At 43.1% G+C, this 25,634-nt stretch carries 26 protein-coding genes; 20 read left to right on the forward strand and 6 right to left on the reverse strand.

What is annotated here, in order from left to right:
* Window positions 1-196: 196 nt before the first annotated feature.
* From YK48G_RS04720 to YK48G_RS04730, 3 genes are all read left to right on the forward strand, one after another.
* A complete protein-coding gene (locus YK48G_RS04720) occupies window positions 197-1,369 on the forward strand; it encodes an acetate/propionate family kinase (RefSeq protein ID WP_203629573.1) in 1,173 nt (390 codons plus the stop codon).
* 88 nt (window positions 1,370-1,457) lie between these two features.
* Window positions 1,458-2,108, forward strand: a complete 651-nt coding sequence (locus tag YK48G_RS04725) for an ABC transporter ATP-binding protein (RefSeq protein ID WP_203629574.1) — start codon at window positions 1,458-1,460, stop codon at window positions 2,106-2,108.
* A complete protein-coding gene (locus YK48G_RS04730; RefSeq protein WP_203629575.1) occupies window positions 2,105-2,875 on the forward strand; it encodes an ABC transporter permease in 771 nt (256 codons plus the stop codon). The genes YK48G_RS04725 and YK48G_RS04730 overlap by 4 nt, the downstream gene beginning before the upstream one ends.
* Before the next feature lie 235 nt (window positions 2,876-3,110).
* On the opposite strand, the gene YK48G_RS04735 is transcribed toward YK48G_RS04730, so the two are convergent.
* Window positions 3,111-3,944, reverse strand: coding sequence for an undecaprenyl-diphosphate phosphatase (locus YK48G_RS04735; RefSeq protein WP_203629576.1), 834 nt, complete (start codon window positions 3,942-3,944; stop codon window positions 3,111-3,113).
* 229 nt (window positions 3,945-4,173) lie between these two features.
* Between YK48G_RS04735 and YK48G_RS04740 the strand changes: the two genes are divergently transcribed.
* The 4 genes from YK48G_RS04740 (at window position 4,174) to YK48G_RS04755 (ending at window position 6,285) form a co-directional block, all read left to right on the forward strand.
* On the forward strand, window positions 4,174-4,428 hold the full coding sequence (locus YK48G_RS04740) for a type II toxin-antitoxin system Phd/YefM family antitoxin (protein ID WP_203629577.1): 255 nt from the start codon (window positions 4,174-4,176) through the stop codon (window positions 4,426-4,428).
* A gap of 145 nt (window positions 4,429-4,573) precedes the next feature.
* Window positions 4,574-5,326: a gamma-glutamyl-gamma-aminobutyrate hydrolase family protein gene (locus YK48G_RS04745; protein ID WP_203629578.1), complete on the forward strand. Its 753-nt coding sequence runs from the start codon at window positions 4,574-4,576 to the stop codon at window positions 5,324-5,326.
* A gap of 297 nt (window positions 5,327-5,623) precedes the next feature.
* A complete protein-coding gene (locus tag YK48G_RS04750; RefSeq protein ID WP_203629579.1) occupies window positions 5,624-5,959 on the forward strand; it encodes an ATP-binding cassette domain-containing protein in 336 nt (111 codons plus the stop codon).
* A gap of 29 nt (window positions 5,960-5,988) precedes the next feature.
* Window positions 5,989-6,285, forward strand: a complete 297-nt coding sequence (locus tag YK48G_RS04755) for a hypothetical protein (protein WP_203629580.1) — start codon at window positions 5,989-5,991, stop codon at window positions 6,283-6,285.
* A gap of 369 nt (window positions 6,286-6,654) precedes the next feature.
* Here YK48G_RS04755 and YK48G_RS04760 read toward each other — a convergent pair whose 3' ends face one another.
* Both YK48G_RS04760 and YK48G_RS04765 read right to left on the reverse strand, forming a co-directional pair.
* Entirely contained in the window at window positions 6,655-7,227 is a 573-nt protein-coding gene (locus YK48G_RS04760) for a C40 family peptidase (protein ID WP_203629581.1), read from the reverse strand.
* A gap of 340 nt (window positions 7,228-7,567) precedes the next feature.
* The gene (locus YK48G_RS04765; protein ID WP_203629582.1) at window positions 7,568-8,584 is read right to left on the reverse strand and encodes an aldose epimerase family protein; all 1,017 of its coding nucleotides are present in this window, start codon (window positions 8,582-8,584) and stop codon (window positions 7,568-7,570) included.
* 188 nt (window positions 8,585-8,772) lie between these two features.
* Here YK48G_RS04765 and YK48G_RS04770 point away from each other — a divergent pair, with 188 nt between their 5' ends.
* From YK48G_RS04770 to YK48G_RS04815, 10 genes are all read left to right on the forward strand, one after another.
* Window positions 8,773-8,958: a hypothetical protein gene (locus tag YK48G_RS04770; protein WP_203629583.1), complete on the forward strand. Its 186-nt coding sequence runs from the start codon at window positions 8,773-8,775 to the stop codon at window positions 8,956-8,958.
* Between the two features lie 48 nt (window positions 8,959-9,006).
* Window positions 9,007-10,089: a GntR family transcriptional regulator gene (locus YK48G_RS04775; protein ID WP_203629584.1), complete on the forward strand. Its 1,083-nt coding sequence runs from the start codon at window positions 9,007-9,009 to the stop codon at window positions 10,087-10,089.
* Window positions 10,090-10,344: 255 nt separating this feature from the next.
* Entirely contained in the window at window positions 10,345-10,788 is a 444-nt protein-coding gene (locus YK48G_RS04780) for a CidA/LrgA family protein (protein WP_203629585.1), read from the forward strand.
* Window positions 10,789-10,803: 15 nt separating this feature from the next.
* Window positions 10,804-11,556: an antiholin-like protein LrgB gene (gene lrgB, locus YK48G_RS04785; RefSeq protein ID WP_203629586.1), complete on the forward strand. Its 753-nt coding sequence runs from the start codon at window positions 10,804-10,806 to the stop codon at window positions 11,554-11,556.
* 535 nt (window positions 11,557-12,091) lie between these two features.
* A complete protein-coding gene (locus tag YK48G_RS04790; RefSeq protein ID WP_203629587.1) occupies window positions 12,092-13,486 on the forward strand; it encodes a sugar porter family MFS transporter in 1,395 nt (464 codons plus the stop codon).
* 241 nt (window positions 13,487-13,727) lie between these two features.
* Window positions 13,728-15,152 carry an L-arabinose isomerase gene (araA, locus tag YK48G_RS04795; RefSeq protein WP_203629588.1) on the forward strand — a complete coding sequence of 475 codons (1,425 nt, stop codon included), beginning with the start codon at window positions 13,728-13,730 and terminating at the stop codon, window positions 15,150-15,152.
* A 367-nt stretch (window positions 15,153-15,519) separates the two neighbouring features.
* Window positions 15,520-16,077: a sugar O-acetyltransferase gene (locus YK48G_RS04800; RefSeq protein ID WP_203629589.1), complete on the forward strand. Its 558-nt coding sequence runs from the start codon at window positions 15,520-15,522 to the stop codon at window positions 16,075-16,077.
* Window positions 16,078-16,092: 15 nt separating this feature from the next.
* Window positions 16,093-16,950, forward strand: a complete 858-nt coding sequence (locus tag YK48G_RS04805) for an aldo/keto reductase (RefSeq protein ID WP_203629590.1) — start codon at window positions 16,093-16,095, stop codon at window positions 16,948-16,950.
* 13 nt (window positions 16,951-16,963) lie between these two features.
* Window positions 16,964-17,593 (forward strand): sugar O-acetyltransferase, encoded by a 630-nt coding sequence (locus tag YK48G_RS04810; RefSeq protein WP_203629591.1) that lies wholly within the window; start codon window positions 16,964-16,966, stop codon window positions 17,591-17,593.
* Window positions 17,594-17,860: 267 nt separating this feature from the next.
* Window positions 17,861-18,226, forward strand: coding sequence for a hypothetical protein (locus tag YK48G_RS04815; protein WP_203629592.1), 366 nt, complete (start codon window positions 17,861-17,863; stop codon window positions 18,224-18,226).
* Between the two features lie 115 nt (window positions 18,227-18,341).
* Here the strand turns inward: YK48G_RS04815 and YK48G_RS04820 are convergent, their stop codons facing one another.
* A complete protein-coding gene (locus YK48G_RS04820; protein WP_203629593.1) occupies window positions 18,342-19,163 on the reverse strand; it encodes a ZIP family metal transporter in 822 nt (273 codons plus the stop codon).
* A gap of 201 nt (window positions 19,164-19,364) precedes the next feature.
* Between YK48G_RS04820 and YK48G_RS04825 the strand changes: the two genes are divergently transcribed.
* The 3 genes from YK48G_RS04825 (at window position 19,365) to YK48G_RS04835 (ending at window position 22,510) form a co-directional block, all read left to right on the forward strand.
* Window positions 19,365-20,024, forward strand: a complete 660-nt coding sequence (locus tag YK48G_RS04825) for a histidine phosphatase family protein (RefSeq protein ID WP_203629594.1) — start codon at window positions 19,365-19,367, stop codon at window positions 20,022-20,024.
* A 202-nt stretch (window positions 20,025-20,226) separates the two neighbouring features.
* Window positions 20,227-21,855, forward strand: coding sequence for an ABC-F family ATP-binding cassette domain-containing protein (locus YK48G_RS04830; protein WP_203629595.1), 1,629 nt, complete (start codon window positions 20,227-20,229; stop codon window positions 21,853-21,855).
* 253 nt (window positions 21,856-22,108) lie between these two features.
* Window positions 22,109-22,510 (forward strand): hypothetical protein, encoded by a 402-nt coding sequence (locus YK48G_RS04835; protein ID WP_203629596.1) that lies wholly within the window; start codon window positions 22,109-22,111, stop codon window positions 22,508-22,510.
* Window positions 22,511-22,608: 98 nt separating this feature from the next.
* Here the strand turns inward: YK48G_RS04835 and gap are convergent, their stop codons facing one another.
* Both gap and YK48G_RS04845 read right to left on the reverse strand, forming a co-directional pair.
* Entirely contained in the window at window positions 22,609-23,631 is a 1,023-nt protein-coding gene (gene gap, locus YK48G_RS04840; RefSeq protein WP_203629699.1) for a type I glyceraldehyde-3-phosphate dehydrogenase, read from the reverse strand.
* 523 nt (window positions 23,632-24,154) lie between these two features.
* Entirely contained in the window at window positions 24,155-25,549 is a 1,395-nt protein-coding gene (locus YK48G_RS04845; protein ID WP_203629597.1) for an MFS transporter, read from the reverse strand.
* Window positions 25,550-25,634 lie beyond the last annotated feature (85 nt).

The following is a 25,634-nucleotide window of genomic DNA, read 5'->3' on the forward strand; positions in this document are numbered from 1 at the left end:
TCAATAAAACTTGCTTTAAAAAGGATCTACCACATGCGCCTCTCCTCAAGTAGCAAAAATATATAGTATGATGAACCTATAAGCAAAATTATTGAGTTTAATATCGCATGTGACGTTGTTTGTATAGTATACTTTTACTGTGGTTGCGCTTTCATTTATAATATCAAAATCGGATTCAATTATTGGAGGGTCTAGAATGTCCAAAGTTTTAATCGTCAATGCAGGAAGTTCATCGCTTAAATTTAAACTATTTGATATGCCCAAGGAGACGGTTCTCGCTGACGGCGAGATTGAACGGTTAAATATGCCGGGATCCATTGTGAAGATCAAGTATGGTCAGGGTCAAACATATAAAGCAACTGAAGATAAAGTTGATTATGAACGGTCAGCAGCGATTATGCTTAATGGCTTAAAGGATCTGGGCGTTATTGATCATCTCCGCGATATCGATGCGGTGGGGAATCGGGTCGTTGCTGGCAGCAATATTTTTGATAAGGTTGCTAAAGTTGACGACGAGGTCCTGCAAAAAATCGTTGACTTAGGCGAAATCGCCCCAATTCACAATCCGGTTGAAGCCGAATATATTAAGATTATCCAACGAATTTTACCGGAAGTTGACCAATACGCGGTCTTTGACAGTGCGTTTTTCAAAGACGTGCCAGAGGTCAACGCTATTTATGGCATTCCATATGAATTGACTGAGAAATTTACGATTCGGCGGTATGGTGAGCATGGGATTAACCATGGTTACATCAGTGGTGAAGCGGCTCAAATGCTTAAAAAACCGGCTGCAAAATTAGTGACCCTTCATTTGGGTTCCGGGGCTTCGGTTGCTGCTGAAATCGCCGGGAAGTGTTACGACACGTCGATGGGGTTTACACCAATGAACGGTTTGGTGATGGGAACCCGAGCTGGCAATGTGGATCCGGCGTTGGTGCCATTTTTCATGAAGAAAATGGGTGCCGAGGCTGATGAAGTTATTGAGATGTTTAATCACCGCTCCGGCTTGCTGGGGGTTTCAGGGGTTTCCTCTGATATGCGGGATTTGGAAAGTTCCAAGGAACCGCGAGCCCAATTGGCATTAGATATCTTTGTTAACCGAACCGTAAAGTATGCTGCCAGTTACATTACAGAGCTTGGCGGTGTTGACGCCATTGTCTTTTCTGGCGGTATCGGTGAACACGATAAGTGGGTCAGAGAAGAAGTTTGCAAGCAACTTGGCATTTTTGGCATCAAATTGGACGCTGAATTAAATGATCAACAACAGCCTGGGGATCTTGGCACTAAGGACTCTTCGACAAGAATTTTACTAATTCCAGCTAATGAGGAGTTAGCGATGGTGCGAGATGTTTCGGGGGCATTAGGTTAATAATAATTACAAATTAATAATCATTATCAGTGACTTTGTAAGCGGTATCCTCTACAATCGTTTTATAAACTAAGAGGGGGGTATTCAAATGGCAGAAGCAATTTTTGACTTACAAGACGTTGGTTTAACCGTTCCACAGCGCACGTTGTTGGCTCATATTTCTTTTAAAGTGGCCCCTGGAGAGTTTGTGACCATCACGGGTCCTTCTGGTTCAGGTAAGAGCACGTTACTGCTGCTGTTAGCTACTTTACTCACACCAACGGCGGGCCAGATTATATTTGCCGGCAAATCACAGCAGGATTACGAAAAGACCACCTATCGTCGCTTGGTGTCGTATTGTTACCAGCAACCCAGCCTGTTTGGGGATACCGTGGCTGACAATCTGGCTTTCCCGTTCCAGATTCGGCACGAAAAAGTTGATCGTGATCGCATGATAGCAGCGTTAGCAGAAGTGAATCTACCGGCGGATATGCTGACAAAGCCCATTACAGAGCTTTCTGGCGGTGAACGACAGCGGGTCGCGCTTATTCGTAATCTGATTTTTACGCCCAAAGTATTATTATTGGACGAGATCACCACGGGGCTAGATGCGGCGACAAAGGATACTGTCCACCAAGTTATGGCTAACTTTACCAAGCAGGGCGTCACGATTATCACCGTCACTCATGACGAATCTGAATTAGCAGCGGCTGATCGATTGATTACCATTACCGCTGGTAGAATGGAGGTGACGGCATGAATCAACTCATTGTTACCCCAAGTGCGCTGATTTTTGCGCTGGCGTTAGTTGCCGTAGCATTTTTTATCAGTCTCAAAGAAAAAATTGGTCTTGAAAAAGACCTGATCGTTGGTGTCATTCGGGCAGTTATCCAATTGACCGTGGTGGGTTACGTTTTAACGTACATTATTCGAGTCAATCATGTTTGGCTGACGCTGTTGATGGTAGCCATTATTGTCTTTAACGCCGCTTGGAATGCCCGTGGACGGGCCCGCGGAATTCCCTATGCCTTTATAATTAGTTTACTTGCAATTACGGTGGCCACGGGGGTTACCATTGGACTGCTGCTTTTAGCAAACGCCATTGCCTTTATTCCCAGCCAGATCGTGCCAATTTCTGGTATGATTGCCAGTAATGCGATGGTTGCAATTGGCCTGGCCTACCGCAGCTTGAACGGACAATTTCATGATAAGCGTCAAGGATTGTTAGAAAAGCTCGCGTTAGGTGCAACTCGCTACCAAACCGCTATTGATGTGGTCCGAGAGGCGATTCGAACGGGGATGAGTCCGACAATTGATTCGGCCAAAACGGTGGGGCTGGTCAGTCTTCCGGGGATGATGTCCGGGCTGATTTTTGCTGGCGTGGATCCCACCAAGGCGATTATGTACCAAATCATGGTAACGTTTATGCTGATGGCGGCCACCAGTATTGGCAGTACGATCGCTTGTTACTTGGCGTACCCGCAGTTTTTCAACGCAAACTTGCAATTGCGGACGATGAAGCCATGAACCTGTTTTGGTCAACTTTAGATTACCTTAATTTATTTGGAATTAGGGTAATGATATTGACTCCTGAAAGGTTAACGTCAGAATTATTGGATGAATAAAATAATCAGGTTAAGCTATATTAGTTCCCTAAGGATCAGGTTTGGGACCCATAAAAAAGCAGGCGCTCATGATCTTCGACTTAAAAATCGATGCTCATGAGCGCCTGCGTTATATCATGGACTTGAGTAGCCGCGCACTAAATAAGCGTTCGCAGTCCAAAGTAGCCGATCACCACAACACTGAGAACAATTCGGTACCAACCGAAAACCTTAAAGTTGTTGTGTTGAATGTAGTTTAAGAGAAATCTAATTGCCATGTAGGCAACCATAAACGACACCAGCATACCAACTAGCAAGACCGTCGTTTGCATCGTCGTAAAGGTGCTACCATGATCGAAGTACTTATAAACCTTTAGAAGTGAAGCACCAAACATGGTAGGGATCGCCAAGAAAAATGAGAACTCAGTGGCAACATATCGGGAGGTGCCAATCAAGATACCACCCAGAATGGTGGCTCCTGAGCGAGAAGTTCCTGGAACCAAGGAGAGCAGCTGAAACAGGCCAATGATAAAGGCGGTTCGATAAGACAAACGGTTTAAATCAGAAAACTGAGGTTGCCGGTTTGCGTTACGGTTTTCGATTACGATAAATAGGATGCCGTATAGCAGTAACATGGCCGAAACCACTTCCCAATTCATCAAGTGAGCATCCATCCAGTCGTTAAATAACAGGCCGATCACCACTGACGGCAAGACGGCGACGATGACTTTGAGCCAGAGAATCCACGTGTCATAACGCTCAACGGAAGTTTTCTTTGATGACAAGGGGTTAAGCTTATGGAAGTATAGTACCACCACGGCCATAATGGCGCCTAGTTGAATCACAACATTGAACATGTCAGTGAATTGAGTAGTTTCACTCATTTTGATAAATTCGTTAACTAAAATCAAATGACCGGTTGAACTAATCGGTAAAAATTCGGTAATGCCTTCAACAATTCCTAAAATAATTGCTTTGATAATGTCTAACATGTGAGTTTGCTCCTAATCTTTGGGATTTTATAGGACTATGATGGCATAAAGTGCACTGATTGGGAGATGATTTACAAAACTTTTACAGGATTTGGGATAAATCTTTACAGTGTGAAGCAAAGAGAGAAAACTTCTGTTTGTGATGCTGATTACGAAATTCAGCTAAGTATTGAGTCGTGGTAGTTGAGTACGTGATGACGGCACGTTAAAATAACTCTGGGTGATAAACGTGGGAAATTATATCCCAACTAATGCTAGAAAGAATCTCTACAAGATATTAGAAGAAGTTAATAAGCAAAAGGAACTAATTAGCATCACCCCAGTTAACGGGAATGAGAATGAAGCAGCAGTTATTATAGCCAAAAAAGATTGGGAATCGACCGCTGAAACGCTTTATTTGGAGGATACGGGTGAACTTTCAAAGGCTCGTGAACGGTCACGAGATAATACTGGTGTCACTGATATTGACTGGGATCGATTATGACCTACAAGGTTGTCATCCAAAACGCTTCAAAAAAGAATTGAAAAAAATAAATAGCTCCCATTTACCGTTAAATTGCTGAAGGCAATTATTTTGAGCCTAAATGATGAGGTCATTGATGGCTTATAACTCAAGGAGTTGGTATATTTTGGATAAACAGTATGTAATCGGATTTCCAGCAGAGACGCGTATCATTAATAATCTTGCGAGAAACGTTGTCAATGATGATGAGGTCGCTGGCGTTGTCAAACACGGCGGAGTACCGGTTCTCATTCCAACTCGCAATCCAGAAATCATGGAGCAGTATATTGATTTAGTTGATGGTTTGCTGCTGCCGGGCGGGCCGGATATTGCGCCGAAGTTCTATGGTGAAGAACCCGTCCAAAATCTCGGCGATACCGATGCTTTTTTGGATGCCAGTGAAATCGCCTTAGTTAAATTAGCAGTTGCTAAGCGCAAACCGATTTTTGGCATCTGCCGCGGTGTGCAGGTGTTAAACGTTGCGCTTGGCGGGACCCTTTACCAAGATCTATATAGTCAACGGGATCACCTGACCTTCCAACATTATCAAAAAGCGCCGATGCCACAAGGCACGCACACCGTTTCGACTACCCCAGATTCTTATTTGGCAAAAATTATCGGCTACGATGACTCGACTTTGGTTAATAGCCATCATCACGAGGCAGTCAAGGCAATTTCTGCCCAACTAAACATTTCGGCATTGGCAAAAGATGGCGTGATTGAAGGCGTTGAAAGTAAAGACGACGACCTGATCATTGGGGTTCAGTGGCATCCTGAAGCAATGTTTCGGACAGATAAGTTGCAAGATGCATTGTTTGCGAATTTTATGTCGCGAGTGGAAAAGTTTGCAAACCAAAAAGAGAAAACTGCTGATGCTTAGGTTTCCACTTGGAATGAATCATCATTGAAAATTAAAGCTAAGAGTCACGTCAAAGGCATGGGGCATACGCCTTCCTAAGTAGACAAGCAAATAATTAAAGCTTGTTTACTTAGGAAGGCGTTTTTTGGATGCAATAAGTGCAAACCCTTTTGGATTGTACGCGCTGTCGACTAAAAAGTAGGATGATCTGTTTTAGAGAGTGACAACTGTCACATCATCTCCTGACAACTGCTTCTAAAACCATCTTCAAGTTTCTTATAAACTAAAGTAGCAATTAAGAAATAGGAGATGAGCACGATGACTAAAATGATTCAGGTAACTGATGTATCCAAATGCTTTGCTAACAGAACCGTTTTATCACATATCGATTTTGAAGTTGCCCCTGGCGAGATTATTGGGCTGATTGGCAAGAACGGTGCTGGCAAAAGTACGTTAATTAACTTAATGCGCGGTCTCACTGAGCCTAGTGATGGCATGATTAAACTGTTTGGGCAAACGCCTCGAACAAAGGTGATTAAAGATAAAATCGGTGTCATGTTCCAAGATAGCTTTGGCCTGGAACGCGTCCGGGGTAACGAATTAATTCAACTTGTGAGAAGCGCTTATTCTTACCCAATCAGTTCACTGTTATAATAGGATCAAATAAGAGCGGAGGTGGGCCATTGGCTTTTCGACGAGTGGCTTTTTTAGTCAGTACAATACTTTGCGTGGTGATTTTATTCTTTTCAATAAACCTTGGTTTGCTGGCAATGACGATACTGTTCGCGTGGGCGACTTACCAACTGTTAATCAAGCGGGACTACACGCTGCTAGCAACCACATCGTTAACCGGCAAGGAATATCGAAACTTGGATAAGGCGACGGTTAAGCGATATCAATTAGTTGCTTATTGGGTTGGCTGGTTATTTTTGGTTATCACGATTTTGATTGTCATCATTGGAATTGTGATTAATCAGTGAATAAAATATAACTAAAAAGACGTATGAATCACCGATGAGGATGATTCATACGTCTTAATGATTAAGATCATTTAATAATTGTTTTTGTAGATTTCCAAGAAGGTTCAGGCATTTTTCTGTCTAATTTTTGAAGGTTGTCTATCCCGTAAAGGCCTCACTCCTTATCAAACGGCAACAACACAGTCGGTATCGATCTAATAGGGGGGCTTGAGGCCAACTTATCACCATTATTGATTATAAACCGTTTGGATTGCTTCGACTTGCAAGAAAATTTGGTTCTAAGCTTGAGAAGTCAATCATGTTCGTCACCTTGGTGATGCACTAAGACGGGACGCCAATTGTCTTTTCCTTGGTATCTTCGGATTTAAATTACCCGTTCACATGCCCCGCAAAACTTGGTATAAAGGCGCTGTTAATTGTTTGAATTTGAACATTTTGACCCGGTTGTGGAGCAGCAACGTACTGGTTGTTACCAATATAAATGGCAACGTGATACGTTGCGCCTTGGCTGCCCCAGAACAAAAGATCTCCCGGTTGAGCAGCAGAAACGGCTTCCTTTGTGACGTGGCTTTCTTGGGTAACGGTATAGTGGCCCAAACTAATGCCAGCGGCCTTTTGGTATACATAGTCGGTTAAGCCAGAGCAATCCATTCCTTTTAAGGATTCACCACCCCAAACATAAGGAATACTTTGAGAAGCTAGTTGTTTGGCTAAGTTAACAACGGCACTCGAATTGGTCGTCGAACGACTGTTTTGGCTAGTTGTAGTAACGGCCTGATTATTGGTGGCGTTACTTTGATACGTACGGTTATTGACAGTCGTCGTTTGACCAGCTTGGGGTTGCTGATAACTGGCAACCGTGTCTGCATTAGCGGTTGTGGCGGCACCGCCGAGAATGGCACCTGCAAATGCTAAACTCAAAATCACTTTATTAAATTTCAAAAGAACACCTCATTTTTCATTTTGTAGGTGTTATCATAACCGCTAAAGTTTTCAGCGAAGTTACAGGAAATTTGTGATCCAATGACGAATTAATTGCGGCTTGAAATAGTATTAAAATTTTGCTTTAGGAAATCTAAACAATGGGTTAAAATGGTTGACAAGCAGAAATAGCCCAAATTGGTATATGTCAAAATAGGCATTAATTTCAAATGAATTATCACTTATTTGTTCATTGGCCAATTGGTGAATCGAATGACCAAGTCGGAATTCACACCATAAAAAATGAGGCGATTTTATCGCCCCATCTTTTGTAACAAGTTGTTTCAAATAATGAAAGAATTTAGAATGTTGCCTTGTAACTAATTGAATAAGTCTTTTCTTCTCCCTTTGGCAAAAGAACGCTGCCGAAGCCTTCATGGTTAGGCGTGTCTGGTAAGTTTTGAGCTTCCAGCGCGATTCCCATGTGAGTCACACCTGCACCACGGTCAAATTTGACACCGTTTAAATCATCAGGGGTGAAGACAACTAATGCGTTACGGTCGGACTTAATGGCAACGCTACGGCCAGATTCGGGATCACTCAGTGTTGCGATAGGCTCATCTGCTTGATGGTCATTGATGACGTAAACCTCATCGTAGGTATGACCAACTTCGGCCTTCATGTCATCAATGCCTAGCTTAATGTTATGGGCATCCCGGAAGTCATAAGCCGTGTCGTCAACTGGGACCATTTTGCCAGTTGGCGTCTTATCGGCGTTCAATTCAAGATATTGATCAGCATTGATTTGTAATGATTGGCCATAAACGTTTTGGCTGTCACTTAAGTTGAAGTAGGCATGTTGAGTTGGGTTAAACAACGTATCGGCATCACTCTTGGCCGTGTAAGTGATGGTGACTTCATTATCATCGTTTAACGCAAACGTAATCTGAACGTCAATGTTGCCGGGAAATGAATCGTCTGCCGAGTTGATGTGCTTTTTGAAGACAATTTTGTCGCCATCAAAAGCGCCGTCCCAAACTTGGGTATTGAAGCCGTGAGGGCCGCCGTGCAGCGTTGTCGTTCCTTCATTGGCATCAACGTGGTATTCTTGGCCATTAATTGAAAAAGTGCCCTTCGTGATTCGACCAGCAGTCCGGCCAATTGCTTGGCAGAAATATTGGTTCTTCATATATTCTTCACTACTTGGCATACTCAAAAGGACGTTTTCTGGCTTACCGTCTTTTCCAGGAATATTAAAGGCTTTCCAAGTAGCGCCTAAACTAATAGCAGAAATCGAGACGTCATGGCTGTTGGTAACCGTGAACTTTTCAATCTCTTGGCCATTATATTGATCAAATACCTCTTTTTTAGTTTGCATAATCGATCGCTTTCTCCTTAAATTATAAATTACGGTTGTGTAACCGCTTTTATCTGTATTATAATATTTTTTTGTATGGTGATGCAATAGAGAAAAACATATTTATCCGTATAATTTATATCAACTCATTGGTAAATATGATACCTTTGTGAGAGAGCAGTCGGTTGAGAAAAAGAGGGAGTAGGGTTATGCAAACGTTTTTACACGTTTTATCAGGAATTACTGATTTATTAATTATTGTATTTATCTTTTCTTGGATGTACGAGTTTGCTAGAAAGGACCAGACGAAGCCAAATCACCATTTCGGCTGGTGGACACTGGCAGCAATTATTGTAACCGGTGGTCTGATGTATCTGGCGGGGACACTTCAATGAACAAACAAGTTGTGGCCGGGAAAAATTCAATAGGTGGGGGAGTCACTCATGGAAATTAAGTATGTCATGGTTAAAAAGAGTATCAAAAATAATATCGTTAACGGAAAATACAAAATCGATGAGAAGATTCCAACTGAATCTGAGTTGATGGCAATGTATTCCGTCAGCCGGTATACCATTCGGCGGGCGGTTGGCGATTTAGAGCACGAAGGCTATATTTACCGGGTTCAGGGTGGTGGTATGTACGTCAACGATTGGATCAATCACAAAGTGCGTTCAGAGCGCACCAATCAAAGCGTTGGCGTCATTACCACCCACATTGCCGATTATATCTTCCCCAACATTATTAGCGGCATTGACCAGGTGATTTCAGAAGAAGGCTTGTCGGTCTTAATTGGCAACACCCACGATGAGTACGATAACGAACGGCATAATTTATTGAACATGCTCGATAATGACGTTGTCGGCTTTATCATTGAACCGACCCGAAGTACGTTAGAAAACCCCAATCTAGATGTTTATCAAATGATTGTTAATTCAGGTAAGCCAGCAGTGTTCATTAACGCCCATTATCCACAACTGGAATTTCCATATGTTGAGATTGACGATACAGCGGCCGAAAAAACGCTGGTCGACCATTTATTAGATAGTGGTCATGAGCGGGTGCTGGGGATTTTTCAAGTTGATGATTTGCAGGGAGTTAATCGGATGAACGGCTTCATTAAGTCGTATCAAACCCACCCCAATGTGTCATCTTCTGGCGATATTATGATGTATCGTTCTAGTGACGAAATTCGAGGCGTATTAGAGAAGGTTAAGAATCGAGTCGGCGTACAGCCGGGAACCCGCCCAACGGCAATTGTTTGTTATAACGATCAGCTGGCCATCGAAGTCATTGGGATGCTCAGTAAGGAAGGCGTGTCGGTACCAGACGACATTTCAGTAGCTGGATTCGATGATTATGAAATTTCTAAGTTCGTTGACCCCAGCATCACGACGATGACCCATCCTAAGCGGCATATGGGGGAAACGGCAGCTAACCTATTATTAGCCATGCTGGATAAAAGCGATGGTCATCATAAAATATTAGATTCACAGCTAATTATCCGGGATTCAACGAAAGCAATTTAGTTTGGGATAAGTCGTATTTGGAACCTGGTAGTTATGAAAATGACGGCAATGACCCGCAAAATGTATATAATTCCCAAGTTAAAGACAAGCACGATTCCGAGTTTAACCCGGATAGGTGGTTGTCTTTTATTTTGGCAAATCTTTCACAATATATGAAGTGCATTTAATTGTTATTTTCAACAAACGACTTTAAACTAAGGGCGTAAAGTAGTTGATGTGATTATCTTCTGGTTCACAAAGGAAGGAGTCTTCACGATGGCAAGTAAACAAAATTCGACACCTGCTAAAGCAAAGGGAGCACCTGTTTTAATTCAAATGGGAATTTTTGCTGGTGTCTTATTCGTTTCTAGTTTAATTTCGCCGTTATTTCCACCAACGTTTCCTGTGCCGACACCAGTTATTGGTTTAATTATTCTTTATCTCCTGTTGACATTTCATATTGTTAAATTGGAATGGGTTGATAATTTTGCGACGTTTATGATTAGTATGATTGCCTTTTTGTTTGTCCCTTCAGGAATTCAATTAACTGCATCTCTCGGGATTATGAAGGCTCAAGGGGTCCGCTTGATTATTGCAATTATCATTTCAACGATTGTCTTGTTGGTTGTTACTGCTTTTACAACCTCAGCTTTCATTTGGATCAAAAAGACGATTTTTCACGGTGACGTGACGGTTAATGAAAAAGTTGATAAGAAATAACATGGGGTGATGACGATGTCTGGAACTCAAACAGCAATTATAACCTATTTAGGCACACCTATTTTTGGGATTTGTTTGTCAATTGCCTTGTTTTTGCTTGGCCAATGGTTGTTCAAAATAACAAAGGGCTTCTTCTTATTCCAGCCACTGTTCGTTGGGATGGTTTTAGGGATCTTTGTCCTTTGGCTGTTGGCAAAGACATTTGGAGTTAATGTAACGTGGTTTTACACGAATGCATATAAACCAGGGGGCGACCTAATCTTCTGGTTCTTAAACCCAGCTACAATCGCGTTTGCCATTCCGCTATATAAGCGAAATGATATTGTTAAACGATTCTGGGTAGAAATTTTGCTCTCACTCATTGTTGGTTTAGGAATTTCACTAGTCATTATTTACTACGTTTCAAAATTCATTGGTTTGGACAAGAACGGGATCGCTTCGATGCTGCCGCAAGCTGCAACGACTGCCATTGCAATGCCGATTTCTGGCGCAATTGGTGGGACACCTGCGGTTACAGCGATGGCTTGTATCTTAAACGCGGTTATTATCTATGCCTTGGCTAGCTGGCTGATTAAGATTTTCCACTTAACGGAACCCATTGGCCAAGGTCTTGGATTAGGAACTGCCGGTCATACCGTTGGTTCAGCCAAAGCAATCCAGTTGAGTTCAGTTGCCGGTGCAATGGCAGCGATTGCCGTTGTTATTATTTCGATTGTCGTTGATATTGTGGTGCCAATATTTGCTAATTTCATGGGGATTGTTAAGTAATCCGTATGAAGGTATTTGAGATGTCGTTAAAAGAGCAGTTACTTGACGCTTAAGTGTGTCAAAGAAATAAAAGTTGAATAGGGTTAAGCTAAGGTTTATTTGAATTTTAGTTTAGCCCTATTTTTTATCCTTTTGGGATGAGCGCTGAACTCGTTATTTTTAGGTAAGCGGCGATTGAGATTCATCAACCAGACAAATCTGCTAAACGTTGATGGCGTCGTATCAATTAGAAAATTGTCCAATCGGATTAGCTAGCCAGTTGGATGGCTGAGCCTATTTTTAAAGGGTTAAGCCAATTGAATATAGTATAGTTGATAAAATAATTTGTCTTTTTAGTGTTTTCTAAAAGCTGTGCGGTAGTTAGCGTATCGGCATGTGTGATTAATGGATTTAACAGTATAAATAAAAAAACATTGATTTATGCGTATGAATATTCTATACTATCGGTTGTAAGCGATGTCAGAAACCGTTTGCAATGTGCGCACAAAAATTTTATTAGTGGTAGCAATTTTTATTTATTTAGTAAATTAGTCGAATGGGGTGCTTAAAATTGAAGAGAGTCACGAATAATGGTTTTATCTATACCTTTGGTGCTCTAGGTGGCTTGTTGTTTGGTTACGATATTGCGTCAGTTTCTGGGGCAATTTTGTTCATCCAAAAGCAATTAAACCTAGGACCTTGGGAACAAGGCTGGGTCGTAAGTTCAGTCTTAATTGGTGCCGTTCTTGGTGCTTTAGGAACCAGTAAATTTTTGGATACTTATGGACGTCGCAAATTATTAATTTGGGCGTCGATTATCTTCTTCATTGGTGCAATTACGTCAGGATTTGCGCCAAACTTTGAGATCTTGGTTGGCACACGAATTATCTTAGGGATTGGTGTTGGAATTACGTCCGCATTGATCCCGGCGTATCTGCATGAGTTGGCACCAAAAAGCATGCATGGGGCCGTTGCGACAATGTTCCAGTTAATGATTATGATTGGGATTTTGTTGGCTTACATTTTGAATTATACCTTTGCCCATATGTATACTGGCTGGCGTTGGATGTTGGGATTCGCTGCACTGCCTGCCGCAATCCTATACGTTGGCTCATTGTTCTTACCAGAAAGCCCTCGTTTCTTGGTTAAAATTGGTAAATTGGACGAAGCCAAAGGGGTTTTGCTTGATACCAACAAGGGCGATCAAAAAGCGGTTGATACTGCCTTGACCGAAATTCAGGAAACGGCCGAGCAACCGGTTGGCGGCTGGAAGGAATTGTTTGGTAAAGCCGTTCGGCCTGCTTTGATTACTGGGCTTGGTGCCGCTATCTTCCAACAAGTTATTGGTAGTAACAGTGTGATTTTCTATGCGCCGACTATCTTTACCGATGTTGGCTGGGGTGTGATTGCCGCATTGCTGGCTCACATTGGAATTGGAATCGTTAACGTTATTGTTACGGTTGTGGCAATGCTATTAATGGATAAAGTGGACCGAAAGAAGATGTTGATTTTTGGTGCATCTGGAATGGGTCTTTCATTAATTGTGATGTACACAATCCTGAAATTTGATAACGGATCACAAGCTGCTGCTTATGTGAGTGCGATTGCCTTAACGGTCTACATTGCCTTTTATGCTTCAACTTGGGCACCAATTACTTGGGTTCTGATTGGTGAAGTCTTCCCACTAAACATTAGAGGCCTTGGAACGTCACTCTGTTCTGCAACCAACTGGTTAGCTGATATGGCCGTTTCATTGACCTTCCCAATGATGTTAAGTGCTTGGGGACTTGATAATGCCTTCTTGTTCTACGCCATCATTTGTGGGATCGCGATCTGGTTTGTTCACAAGAAGTTTATCGAAACCCGTGGCAAGTCACTTGAAGAGATTGAATTGGATCTTCATAAAGCCGCTGGGATTAAAGAATCTACTTCGACGACGAATAATAATTAATCATTTCAAAAAAACGGCCAGCTCATTTGTTTGGCCGTTTTTGTGTAGAAAGAAAGTGGACCAGAAAATTTTATACTAATAAATATAAAATTAGATTGATTTATGCGTACAAATAATTTATAATACTTCATGTAAGCGATAACAGGATTCTTTCAATCGTTGCTTGCTGTTCATTTGTTATCACGGTCTGGATGATCGATTCAGACGTTAAAAATACTTCATTACAAGGAGAGAACACACTATGTTACAAGTTCCTGATTATGAATTTTGGTTCGTTACTGGTAGTCAACATCTTTACGGTGAAGAACAATTAAAATCCGTTGAAAAAGATGCTAAAGACATTGTTGACAAGTTAAACGCATCAGGCAAATTGCCTTATCCAGTTGTTTTCAAATTAGTGGCAACAACTGCTGACAGTATTACCAAGTTAATGAAAGAAGTTAACTACAACGATAAAGTTGCCGGTGTGATTACTTGGATGCACACATTCTCACCTGCAAAGAACTGGATCCGTGGGACAAAATTATTGCAAAAGCCATTGCTTCACTTGGCAACCCAATACTTAGACCACATTCCATATGACACCATCGATTTTGATTACATGAACTTGAATCAAAGTGCCCATGGTGACCGTGAATACGGCTTTATCAACTCTCGTCTTCAAAAACATAACAAGATTGTTTATGGCTGGTGGGGAGATCCTGAAGTCCAAGACGAAATTGCTGATTGGGAAGACGTTGCCGTTGCTTACAACGAAAGCTTTAACATCAAAGTTGCCCGATTTGGTGACAACATGAGAAACGTTGCCGTTACTGAAGGTGACAAGGTTGAAGCCCAAATCCAATTTGGCTGGACCGTTGATTACTATGCATTAGGTGACTTGGTAGAATCCGTTAACGCCGTTTCAGAAGACGACATTGACAAGAAATACAAAGAATTACAGGACAAGTATGAATTTGTTCAAGGCGACAATGACAAGGATAAGTATGAACATTCAGTTCGTTACCAAATTCGTGAATACTTTGGTATCAAGAACTTCCTTGACAAAGGTAACTACTCTGCATTTACGACCAACTTCGAAGACCTCTACGGTTTGGAACAATTGCCAGGCTTAGCAGCTCAATTGTTGATGGACGAAGGATACGGCTTCGGTGCTGAAGGTGACTGGAAGACGGCTGCTTTGGATCGCTTAATTAAGATCTTGACTCACAACAAGTCAACTGCCTTCATGGAAGACTACACCCTTGAATTACAAAAGGGTAAGGAAGCCATTCTTGGTTCACATATGCTTGAAGTTGACCCTGGGATTGCCAGTGACAAGCCAAGAGTTGAAGTTCACCCATTGGATATTGGTGGCAAAGCAGATCCTGCTCGTCTGGTATTTACTGGCCGTGAAGGTGACGCAATGGACGTTACAATTTCTGACTTCGGCACAGAGTATCGCATGATCGGTTATGCAGTAGACGGCCACAAGGCACCAAAGCCAACGCCACATCTACCAGTTGCTAAACAAATGTGGACACCAAAGATGGGCTTGAAGCACGGCGCAACGGAATGGATCAGAAATGGTGGTGGCCACCATACTGTATTGACATTCGCTGCAAGTGAAACTCAAATCCATGACTTGGCTGAAATGTTTGGGTTGAAGTTTGAGGATATTAAGTAGCAGAGTGCGGAACAAAGCGGTTAGAAGCTGGAGCCTAAGTGGTCTTGCTCAGAAATCCCGGGTTTGGATTTATGAGTAAGACCACTTAGGTGCAAGCTTCTGCTTTGTGGAGCACGTTTCAGCTAGGTAGCCTAGTACGAGCACCTCAATTACCAGTGAGGTGCTTATGCGGAGATTTCTGCCTAGCGGAGTACGTTTCAGCTAGGTAGCCTAGAAGAGGCTAACCTACCCCCTCTCAAAAGAACCACTCATCAAACAAAAACGTACCATTTATATAAACCATCTATCCGACATAGAAACGAGGTTGAGGCAAGCCAATTGCCTCAACCTCGTTTCGTACATAAACCAACTGGAGGCTGCCTTGATTATGACTACTGAAAAAGAAAGAATGCTGACAGGTCAACGTTATTTAAATACTGACCCTGAATTAGCAGCTGATCGTCAGAAAAATCGCTTATTGATCGACAAATTTAATCGGATCGCCCGCCAAGACCCAGAGCGTGGTCATCAATTGATTAAAAGAATTTTCCACCAAACCGGTGAGAAGATTGATGTTCAATCACCATTTCAATGTGATTATGGGTATACGGTATCGGTTGGCGAGAACTTTTTTGCTAACTATAATTGTACGTTTATTGACGTTGGTAAAATCACGATTGGCAAAAATGCCATGCTGGGACCCAACACGCAGATCTTTTCGGTCAATCACCCGCTGGACGTCGACGAGCGGATTGCCAATTACGAATATCCCGGCGAGGTGACGATTGGCGATAACTTGTGGACTGGCGGTGGCGTGATCATTGTTCCCGGCGTCACCTTGGGTGATAATGTTATAATTGCTGCAGGCGCGGTGGTCACCAAATCATTTGGCGACAACGTCTTGATTGGCGGCAACCCCGCCAGAATCATTAAGAAATTAAAATAGTGTTGGAGGAATTTGATGGATACTCAAAGAATTGATTCAAGCGTTAAATTGGCGGATGGCCATACAATGCCCAATCAGGGGCTTGGCGTCTATAAAATGACCGAAGAACGGGAGTTGATTGACTCCGTAAAGGTTGCCTACGATGCCGGTTATCGGTTGTTTGATACTGCCCAAATGTATGGAAATGAGGCAGCGGTTGGCAAGGCAATCAAAGAACTCAACGTCTCGCGGGATGACATTTTTGTCACGACCAAGGTTGCCGAAGCAAATCAAGGTTACGACAAAGTCATGGCGTCAGTTGAAGAATCTCTAAAAAAGCTTCAATTAGATTACGTTGACCTGTTGCTGGTTCATTGGCCAATTCACCAGCACTTCTTTGAAACTTGGAAAGCCTTTGAGGTATTAAAAGAACAGGGGCTTACTAAATCGATCGGTACCAGTAATTATGGCATGGTTCACTTGGAATACTTAGCAACCAAAGCCAACGAGATGCCGGTTTTGAATCAGTTGGAAGTCCACCCCTATTTATCTCAAGAAGCAATGATTAACTTTGATCGCGAAAAGCACATTGTCACGCAGGCGTGGGCACCACTCGGCCGTGGCCGGATTTTCGATGACCCTGCCATTTTAAAAATTGCCAAGCACCACGGCAAATCAGCTGCGCAAATCATTTTGCGTTGGCACTTGCAGCGGGGAGATTCATTTATTCCCAAGTCGGTTCATCCGGATCGGATCAGGCAAAATGCTGACATCTATGACTTTGACTTAACTGACGAGGAAATGGCTTGGGTGGATGCTTTGAACAAGAATACCCGCATCAGCCAAGAGCCTGAGATGGTCTATGAGATTGGGCATCAATACCCGCATCACTAAAAGGACGAATGAAATGGACTTAAACGAAAAGTTTGCCTATATGGCAACTGGTCAGCCTTACGATGACCTTGATCCCAAGTTGGTGACATTGAGAGCCCAAGCAACTGCAATGACGCAGCGCTTGAATGCGGAAGTAGATCCCAGTAAGCGGGCGACCTTATTTGCCAAGTTAGTCGGAAAAGTGGGGATTGACCCGATGATTGAACCTAATTTTCGCTGTGAGTTTGGGCGAAATATTCAGATTGGTGATCACTTTTATGCCAATTATGACTGTGTCATGCTCGACGGCGCACCGATCACGATTGGCACGCATGCCCTGCTGGGACCAAAGGTGGGGCTTTATACCAGCAACCACTTATTCGACCCCACTGAACGCCAAACTGGCGGCTGCATTGCCAAACCAATTACGATTGGTGACAACGTTTGGCTTGCGGCCAATGTGGTTGTCTTGCCGGGGGTGACGATTGGCAAAAATAGCATCATTGGCGGCGGTAGTGTCGTCACACGAGATATTCCAGCCAACGTAATTGCGGCAGGCAACCCTTGTCACGTATTGCGACAGATTACGGCAGCCGAACGGGATTTGATGGGCGTGATTTGTCAGCAAAGTAGAACCGATTGGGATCGCTTATCTGAATGCTGAAAAGGGTCACAATCATAAAATAAAGGACGGTCACAGCAAGTATTAGTGATCGTCCTTTATTTGGTTTGCGCTATTTTTTGGCATCCATACATAGGCAGTAACTTTAACCAAAAGCATCGATCTTTGATGCTTTCTTGAGGGGTGTTTATGCACTGAATCCGCTCAATTTCATAATTTCTTCACACAATTTATCGACAAGTTTCATCTTTTTTAGTTATGATGTTATTAATGTATAGTTATTTCCTCGAAGAAAGGCGAGATCAATTTATGGAAACTAGATGGCATTTCGGAATTCTGAATACAATGCCAGCTTTGGTGTTGGTTGTTTCTGCGATTATGTTGGCTCCTTTCGTCAGCAATGTTTGGCTGCAGGTTATCATATCGTTGGTCGTGGCAGGTGGATTCTGGGTGGGCTATTATTTTCTCTTTCAAAAAAGATACTATATTCAGCATCCGCAAGCTAAACTGAGCAATCGCCATTTAACTAAGTTGGGGAGTTTAATTTCGCTAGTCCTCATTGTCGGCCAGTTTATCGTTTTATTTACAGTGCCATTCAATCTCAATTGTTATGTCGTGCTGATCATTGCTTGGATGACGTTATTTTTGGATGATGCATTTTCGTTAGAAAAGTAAAAAAGAATAAATTAGTTAAAAACCATTGGCGGAAGATACCAATGGTTTTTTGAGTTTATGGCCATCATTAATATATCAAAAAATGACCAAATTTTGTGTAACCTTAGAGTCAACATCAACCCAAGGCGACATCCAACACCATCATTAACGTAAACCCTGCCATAATCCCAAATATGGCCCAGTGGGATTCTGCTTTAGTTCTAGCGTGGGCTTCTGGAATTAGCTCCTTTCCAGCAACGTAAATCATCGCCCCGGCCGCAAACGCTAAGGCATACGGCAAAATGGTATTGACTGAGGCAACTAATAACGCACCCAAAACCCCGGCGATTGGTTCAACGATCCCGCTGGATTGGCCATACATAAAGGCGCGGGTTCTGCTCATACCACTTTGGCGTAGTGGAATTGAAACGGCAGCGCCTTCCGGGAAGTTTTGCAGCCCAATGCCAAGGGCAACGGTGATGGCAGCAACGATTGCGGCCGTTTGACTGCCATTTTGAGTGGCGCTAATGGCCCCAAACGCAACGCCGACCGCCAAGCCTTCTGGGATGTTGTGTAGCGTAATCGAAAAGACTAAGAGAATTACCCGCTTGAGGCTTGATTGAGAGGCTGCTTCGTGGCGACTGTGTTTGAGGTAAAGGGCGGGGATTAGTTTGTCGGCTAAGTATAAGAAGAAACCGCCGGCAGTAAAGCCGATTGCCACTACCAACCACGGCAGTCGATCTTGGCTTTGGGCTAAGTTGATAGCCGGGTCCAGCAGCGACCAAAAAGAAGCGGCAATCATCACGCCGGCCGCAAACCCGTACATCAAAGAAAGTGCGTTGTTGCGAATCGTTTTAAAGGCAAAGACCAGTGCAGCTCCCAGTGCGGTGACGCCCCAAGTAAAGAGCGTGGCGACTAGTGCTTGTTGCCAGGCGGAAAAGTTCAGTAAATTGTTCATCATAACCTCGCTTTTAATGTCCGTCGATTGTTATCCTAAGTATAACAAATTACTGCCAATAATTGGCAGAATTGGCGATCGGGCTGTTAATAACTAGAGTGATGAGCAAAAAGCAATTTCAAGCTATTTTGAGTGAATAATCTTGCCAAATTAGCTATACTTAACTTGTAAACGCAAAATTCAAAGAAATGGGATGATCTTTTGGCAAAGGTGACTGCATATATGGTGCGACACGGACAAACGTATTTAAATTTGTACAATAAGATTCAAGGCTGGATTGATTCGCCGTTAACCGAAAAAGGCGTTCAAGATGCTGAGAATGCCGGTAAAAGACTTTCTAAGATTAATTTTGCGGCTGCATTTTCAAGTGATTCTGGCCGGGCAATTGATACGGCTAGAATTATTTTAAAGGCGAACCCGCACAACATGAACATTGTCAGCTACCAATATCCTGAACTACGCGAACAATTTCACGGCTACTTTGAAGGTAATGATGCCAACCAAATGTGGCAGTTTGTCGGCGAGCAGGTTAAGACAACTTCTGAGGCCAAAGTATTAAAGGACTTCGGCTTGGAACGCGCCCGCGACTTGATTCATCACGCTGATTTGTATAACCAAGCCGAAAATAACGATATGTTTTGGAAGCGACTGAGTCGGGGATTTGATAAAATTCGTCAGGTAACCCATGATGGTGAAAAGATTCTGATTGTGTCCCACGGGATGACAATTCGTTCCGTTGTTGACCGGTATGCGCCTGAACTTGATTTGGGAGAAGCAACGGTGAACGGTAGCGTGACCAAGTTGATTATCAGCGATGACGATATTCAAGTTGAGTATTTTAATAATCTTGGTGAAGTCTAGTATTGTTCGAACCTGCTTTATATGATATATTTATTTGATGATGCATTTGGCCAGGGCCAAGGAGCCCTGGCCTTTTTTGAGAGGGCGCGAAAAGACCGGGATGACTAGCAATTGCCAAGTAGGCTAGGCATTCTGTGGTCATCCAAGCCCGTTTCGGCTAAGCTGTATAGCCATTTCCCCCAACGAACAGTGAGGTAGTTAAATGATTACAATTTCAAACATGGGATTACAGATCTCGGGTAAAAAATTATATGATGATGTGAATTTGAAGTTCACGCCGGGCAACTGTTACGGCGTGATTGGTGCCAATGGCGCTGGAAAATCAACTTTCCTGAAATTGCTGGAAGGCAAATTGAGTCCATCAACTGGTGAAATTCACGTTGATAAGAATGAACGCATTTCAAGCTTGAGCCAGGATCACTATGGGTTTGAAGACCAAACGGTGATGCAAACGGTGATTCAGGGCTACCAGCATCTTGCCGATGTGATGGCCGAAAAGGATGCCCTGTATGCCAAAGCAGACTTTTCTGAAGAAGACGGCATTAGAGCCGCAAACTTGGAAGCCGAGTTTGCGGAGATGGACGGTTGGAACGCCGAAGCTGATGCGTCGCAATTATTGCAGTCGTTAGAGATTCCAGAAGCCCTTCACCAACAGTTAATGAGTGAATTAACGGAAGGCCAAAAAGTGAAAGTGTTACTCGCCAGAGCATTATTTGGCGAACCAGATATTCTACTGCTGGATGAGCCGACAAATGGATTGGATGTTTACACAATTGAATGGCTGGAAAACTTTTTAGCTGATTATCCTAAGATCACGATTATCGTCTCTCATGACCGGCATTTCTTGAACCAGACGTGTACCGAAATGTGTGACGTTGATTTTGGCGAAATTAAGATGTACGTTGGTAACTACGACTTTTGGTTGCAATCCAGCCAATTGGCCGCCAAAATGCGGGCGGATGCTAACGCTAAAAAAGAAGATAAAATCAAGGAACTTCAAGCATTTGTTGCTCGATTTAGTGCGAATGCTTCCAAGTCTAAACAAGCTACTTCAAGAAAGAAGCAATTGGAAAAGATTTCCTTAGACGACATCAAGCCATCCTCGCGGAAGTATCCGTTTATCCATTTTGAACAGGAACGCCAATTGGGTAATGACCTTTTGCGAGTTGATAAAGTGTCCAAAGCAATTGACGGGGTCAAAATTTTAGATAACGTGACGTTTACCTTGCGGCCAGGTGATAAGACCGCTTTGATCAGCCGCAATGACTTGACGACCACTACATTGATGCAAATTTTGGCTGGTACCATGAAACCAGACGAAGGCGAGATCACTTGGGGCCAAACCGTTGAATTGTCATCGATGCCAAAAGACTTTTCGACTGAATTTAACGATAATCAATTACGGATCATCGACTGGCTGCGGCAATATGCGCCTAAGGGTAGTGATGACGATGCCTTTCTCCGCGGCTTTCTCGGCCGAATGCTGTTTTCTGGCGATGACGTCAATAAAGAAGTCAACGTCTTATCTGGTGGTGAAAAGGTGCGGTGTATGCTTGCCAAGATGATGCTACAAAAAGGCAATACGTTGCTATTGGATGACCCAACTAATCATTTGGACTTGGAATCGATCACGTCGCTTAACGAAGGCCTTGTGGCATTTCCAGGATCGCTCGTTTTTACGTCTCATGACCATGAATTTATTCAAACGATTGCTAACCACGTGATTGAAGTGTCGGGTAACGGTATTATTGATAAAGCCGACACGACTTACGATGAGTTCATAAATCACCCGGACGTGCAGAAAAAATTGGCTAGTTTATATGAATCATAAAAAATTCCTACCGAAATTAACGTCGGTAGGATTTTTTTATGGCGCTTTGAAAATTGTCAATAAACGGTATAAAGATATCTGACTATTTATCGCGGAGCAATTAGAGTTCTGAGCAAAATTTCTTACAATTATTTCAAAACTCCGTATAATCTTAGTATCAACTGTTAGTGCTTTTGCCCATAAGGCTCTTTAACAAAATTTATGGGTTGGTTGCTAATTGCAGGAGACGGTTATTTTTAAGGGGGAATCTCAAATGACACAAGAACTCGGTGCCGATGATTTAGGGACTTATGAATACGTTGCTCGGGTATATAATGAAAATATGCGAATAGAAGCGTACAAATTGCCACCAACTGTCGAAGATGGAACGCCGGTTTTATTCGATACTGATCAAATCAAGATGACCATGGTTGTTCAAAAACAGCGGGTAACCAAAATCACTATTCAAACGCCGGAACCGCAGTCATCCACTTACATGCAAGTCTTTGAAGGCTTTGAGTTTGGGCTAGACGCTCTTGGAACTTGGATTAATACGTATCATCGTTCCACTTCAACTCATGGCCCGGCCAGTGACGTGGTTAACGGTATTTTAGCAAGTTATAATACCACTTCAGATAACGTCTTAACAGTCAGTTTGACCAGGGCAAAATCATAGAAAAACGGTAATATTAGTTATTAACACTGATAATCCACCAAAACAAAAAACCTGAAGGCAAGTTAGTTGTCTGCAGGTTTTTTGCTTTGGCGGATTAATTAGTTTAAGTTTGAAACTTGAGCGAACTTCTTGGCAGTCCGAACCATGTTGCTAACAAAGCCGTATTCGTTATCAAACCAAGTTGCGGTCTTTACCACTTGGAAATCACCATTTGAAGTAACTTCCGTCAAGGTTGGATCGTAAACGGCCCCGTGGGTGTCACCGATGATATCAGAAGAAACGATTTCGTCATCGTTCCAGCCAAATGCGGGATTGTTATCCGTATGTGGCTTGATCGCATCATTAACTTGATCGGCCGTTACTTTGGTCTTGAGAACAGATACTAATTCACAAACGGAGCCGTCAACTACGGCAACTCGTTGTGCGTGGCCTTGCAAATGGCCTTCCAATTCAGGAATAACGAGGCCGATTGCTTTTGCGGCACCGGTTGAATGTGGAATCGTGTTGGCAGAAGCAGTTCGGTTAGGACGGAATTTCTTGCCCTTAGGTCCATCAAGAATCATCTGAGAACTCGTGAAGGCGTGAATGGCCGTCATTGTGCCGACTTCGATGCCAAATTCTTGGTTCAACCAATAAGCCATTGGTGCTAGGGCATTTGTTGTACATGAACCAGCTGAAATGATTTGGTCATCGGCGGTTAACGTGTCGTCGTTAACGTTGAATACAATGGTCTTCATTGGGCCGGCAGGAGCAGAAATCAAGACCTTCTTAACACCGGCGTCCAAATGGGCTTGAGATTTTTCTTTAGAAGTGTAAAAGCCAGTACATTCAAGAACTAAATCAACACCATTTTCTTTAACCCAAGGGATTTGGCTGGCGTCTTTTTCTGCATAAACACGGTATTTTTTATCATTTACAACTAATGAATCGTCAGTTGATGAAATATCATACGGTAAGGTGCCATGAGTGGAATCATATTTGAACAGGTAAGCTAGCATTGACGGGCTGGTTAAGTCGTTGATAGCAACAACTTCCAGGTCCGGGTCGTTAATCTCCAAGATTCGGCGTAAAACCAGTCGACCAATTCGTCCGAAACCATTAATTCCAATTTTTACCATAATTAAAGTCCCCCTTTTACAACAGTGAGCGGAGCCAGGCGCTTAGAAATCGGAATATAAGTCTCCGCTAACGGAAATCCCCGGGCCTGGGATTTTTGTTAGCGGTGCTTATATGGAGGTTTCTGCCTGGCGCAGCCGTCCTACAACAGTGAGCGGAGCAAAGCGGTTAGAAGTCGGAGGATAAGTCTCCTCAATCAGAAATTCCCGGTTTTGGAATTTTTGATTGAGGTGCTTATACGCAGACTTCTGCTTTGCGTAGCTGTCCTACAACAGTGAGCGGAGTCAGGCGGTTAGAAACCGGAGGATAAGTCTGCTTGACCAGAAATTCCCGATTTTGGAATTTTTGGTCAAGGTGCTTATACGCAGGTTTTTGTCTGACGTAGCTTTCCTACCAAAACAACATAGCTATTTACTTCTGATAAATAACCAAACATAGATTACCCGCTTTTGGGCCTAAATTCAATTAACTTGCTTGGCAAGCGGGATTGTTAAACATAGATAATCAATTTTAGTGGGTTTTGATTACCTATTTGGCATTTTGATGCTGGATTTTGAAATTTACCAAGGTGGCTAATAATGCGAGCAGGCTTAATCCAGTTGCAATCCAAAAAGCGATATGGCCGCCCGAGTAGGACCTTTGAGTAAAGGTGCCAGTGCCGTGATTTTGATTGGCAGCCATTACGGCCGCTAAGATGCCGACACCAATGGAACCGGCAAATTGTTGGAGCATGTTAAAGAATGAATTGAGGTCGGCAGTTTTAGCTTTGGGTACGTTCAAAGAAGCATTGGAAATCGTGTTCGAAAAGCCCATGTTAAAACCAAACCGCAGGAAGATATAGACGAAAACAATGATCAGTGGGGTCAAAAGATTCTGGATGCCAACGAAAAGAAAACTACCAATCGTTAACGAACTTAGCCCGGCAATAACTGGCAAGGCATACCCTTTTACGTCAGCAATCCGACCGGCAAATGGTGAAGTGAAGGCGCCAATAATCGACCCCGGCAGCAGGACCATCCCAGCAACCATTGGTGAGGCGTGTAAAACGTATTGCGCGTAGACTGGAATCACAAAGGAAATCCCAATATTAACAAATTGTAGGCAAAAGTAGGTGAAGGCTGACAATGACGTGGATGCAAATTTTAGAATCCCAATGTCCAATAGTTGAGTTTTGCCGTGGGTATCAAAGTAGATAAACAGGCCAAGTGCAATGACGCCAATCAAGAACGGCAACAGTACCTGCTGGCTCTGGACAGGGTAAATCCCGGCTTTACTGACGGCGTAGACAAAAGCCATTAGGGTGGCTGCCAAAAGTACGAGGCTGATTAAATCAATTGATTCTTTAGTGCCAAGGGCTGGAATGTGAATATAGTGAGTTCCCAGCAACCAACTGATGATGACGATTGGTAAGACTAGCCAAAAGATCATCCGCCAAGAGGTAACGGAGGAAACCACGCCACCATAGGTTGGTCCAAGGGCTGGCGCAAATGAAATAACCATCCCGGCCAGCCCGGTCATCGATCCAATACGCCCCTTGGGGATTTGGGTAAAGATGATATGAAACATGAGTGGCGTTGATAATCCAGTGGCCATCGCTTGGATAATCCGGCCGCTTAACAACATCGGAAAGTTAAGCGAAAGGGCACACATCACGTCGCCAACTACAAAGGCCAGGGCAGCAAATAAGTGGATTGTTTGGGCCGAAAATCGCTTCAGCAGGTAAGCGGTTGTCGCCATCACAATCGTGACCATTAATAAGTAGCCGGTGGTCAGCCACTGGACAGTATCCAAGGTGACGCTAAAAACCTTGGAAAGCTCGGGGAAAGTGACGTTCATGGAGGTTTCGGTTAAAATACCGGTAAATGATAGCAGTGCCGCGGCAAGCAAAGCAAGTAAGGTTTGCCGACTGATCTTTTCGTTCAATGTTTAGACTTCCTTTATCTGAATTAATGAGTGAGCCGAGGCAACTAACCGCATGTAAGCGTCTTGGCAACAAAAACGAAGCCGG

This window comes from Lentilactobacillus fungorum (genome assembly GCF_016860605.1).
Taxonomy (GTDB): Bacteria; Bacillota; Bacilli; order Lactobacillales; family Lactobacillaceae; genus Lentilactobacillus; species Lentilactobacillus fungorum.

Excerpts from the sequence above, each read along its gene's own strand:
- YK48G_RS04720 (WP_203629573.1), top strand. The coding sequence starts at position 197 with ATGTCCAAAGTTTTAATCGTCAATGCAGGAAGTTCATCGCTTAAATTT.
- YK48G_RS04725 (WP_203629574.1), top strand. The coding sequence starts at position 1,458 with ATGGCAGAAGCAATTTTTGACTTACAAGACGTTGGTTTAACCGTTCCA.
- YK48G_RS04730 (WP_203629575.1), top strand. The coding sequence starts at position 2,105 with ATGAATCAACTCATTGTTACCCCAAGTGCGCTGATTTTTGCGCTGGCG.
- YK48G_RS04735 (WP_203629576.1), bottom strand. The coding sequence starts at position 3,944 with ATGTTAGACATTATCAAAGCAATTATTTTAGGAATTGTTGAAGGCATT.
- YK48G_RS04750 (WP_203629579.1), top strand. The coding sequence starts at position 5,624 with ATGACTAAAATGATTCAGGTAACTGATGTATCCAAATGCTTTGCTAAC.
- YK48G_RS04765 (WP_203629582.1), bottom strand. The coding sequence starts at position 8,584 with ATGCAAACTAAAAAAGAGGTATTTGATCAATATAATGGCCAAGAGATT.
- YK48G_RS04770 (WP_203629583.1), top strand. The coding sequence starts at position 8,773 with ATGCAAACGTTTTTACACGTTTTATCAGGAATTACTGATTTATTAATT.
- YK48G_RS04775 (WP_203629584.1), top strand. The coding sequence starts at position 9,007 with ATGGAAATTAAGTATGTCATGGTTAAAAAGAGTATCAAAAATAATATC.
- YK48G_RS04780 (WP_203629585.1), top strand. The coding sequence starts at position 10,345 with ATGGCAAGTAAACAAAATTCGACACCTGCTAAAGCAAAGGGAGCACCT.
- lrgB (WP_203629586.1), top strand. The coding sequence starts at position 10,804 with ATGTCTGGAACTCAAACAGCAATTATAACCTATTTAGGCACACCTATT.
- YK48G_RS04790 (WP_203629587.1), top strand. The coding sequence starts at position 12,092 with ATGGGGTGCTTAAAATTGAAGAGAGTCACGAATAATGGTTTTATCTAT.
- araA (WP_203629588.1), top strand. The coding sequence starts at position 13,728 with ATGTTACAAGTTCCTGATTATGAATTTTGGTTCGTTACTGGTAGTCAA.
- YK48G_RS04800 (WP_203629589.1), top strand. The coding sequence starts at position 15,520 with ATGACTACTGAAAAAGAAAGAATGCTGACAGGTCAACGTTATTTAAAT.
- YK48G_RS04805 (WP_203629590.1), top strand. The coding sequence starts at position 16,093 with ATGGATACTCAAAGAATTGATTCAAGCGTTAAATTGGCGGATGGCCAT.
- YK48G_RS04810 (WP_203629591.1), top strand. The coding sequence starts at position 16,964 with ATGGACTTAAACGAAAAGTTTGCCTATATGGCAACTGGTCAGCCTTAC.
- YK48G_RS04815 (WP_203629592.1), top strand. The coding sequence starts at position 17,861 with ATGGAAACTAGATGGCATTTCGGAATTCTGAATACAATGCCAGCTTTG.
- YK48G_RS04820 (WP_203629593.1), bottom strand. The coding sequence starts at position 19,163 with ATGAACAATTTACTGAACTTTTCCGCCTGGCAACAAGCACTAGTCGCC.
- YK48G_RS04830 (WP_203629595.1), top strand. The coding sequence starts at position 20,227 with ATGATTACAATTTCAAACATGGGATTACAGATCTCGGGTAAAAAATTA.
- YK48G_RS04835 (WP_203629596.1), top strand. The coding sequence starts at position 22,109 with ATGACACAAGAACTCGGTGCCGATGATTTAGGGACTTATGAATACGTT.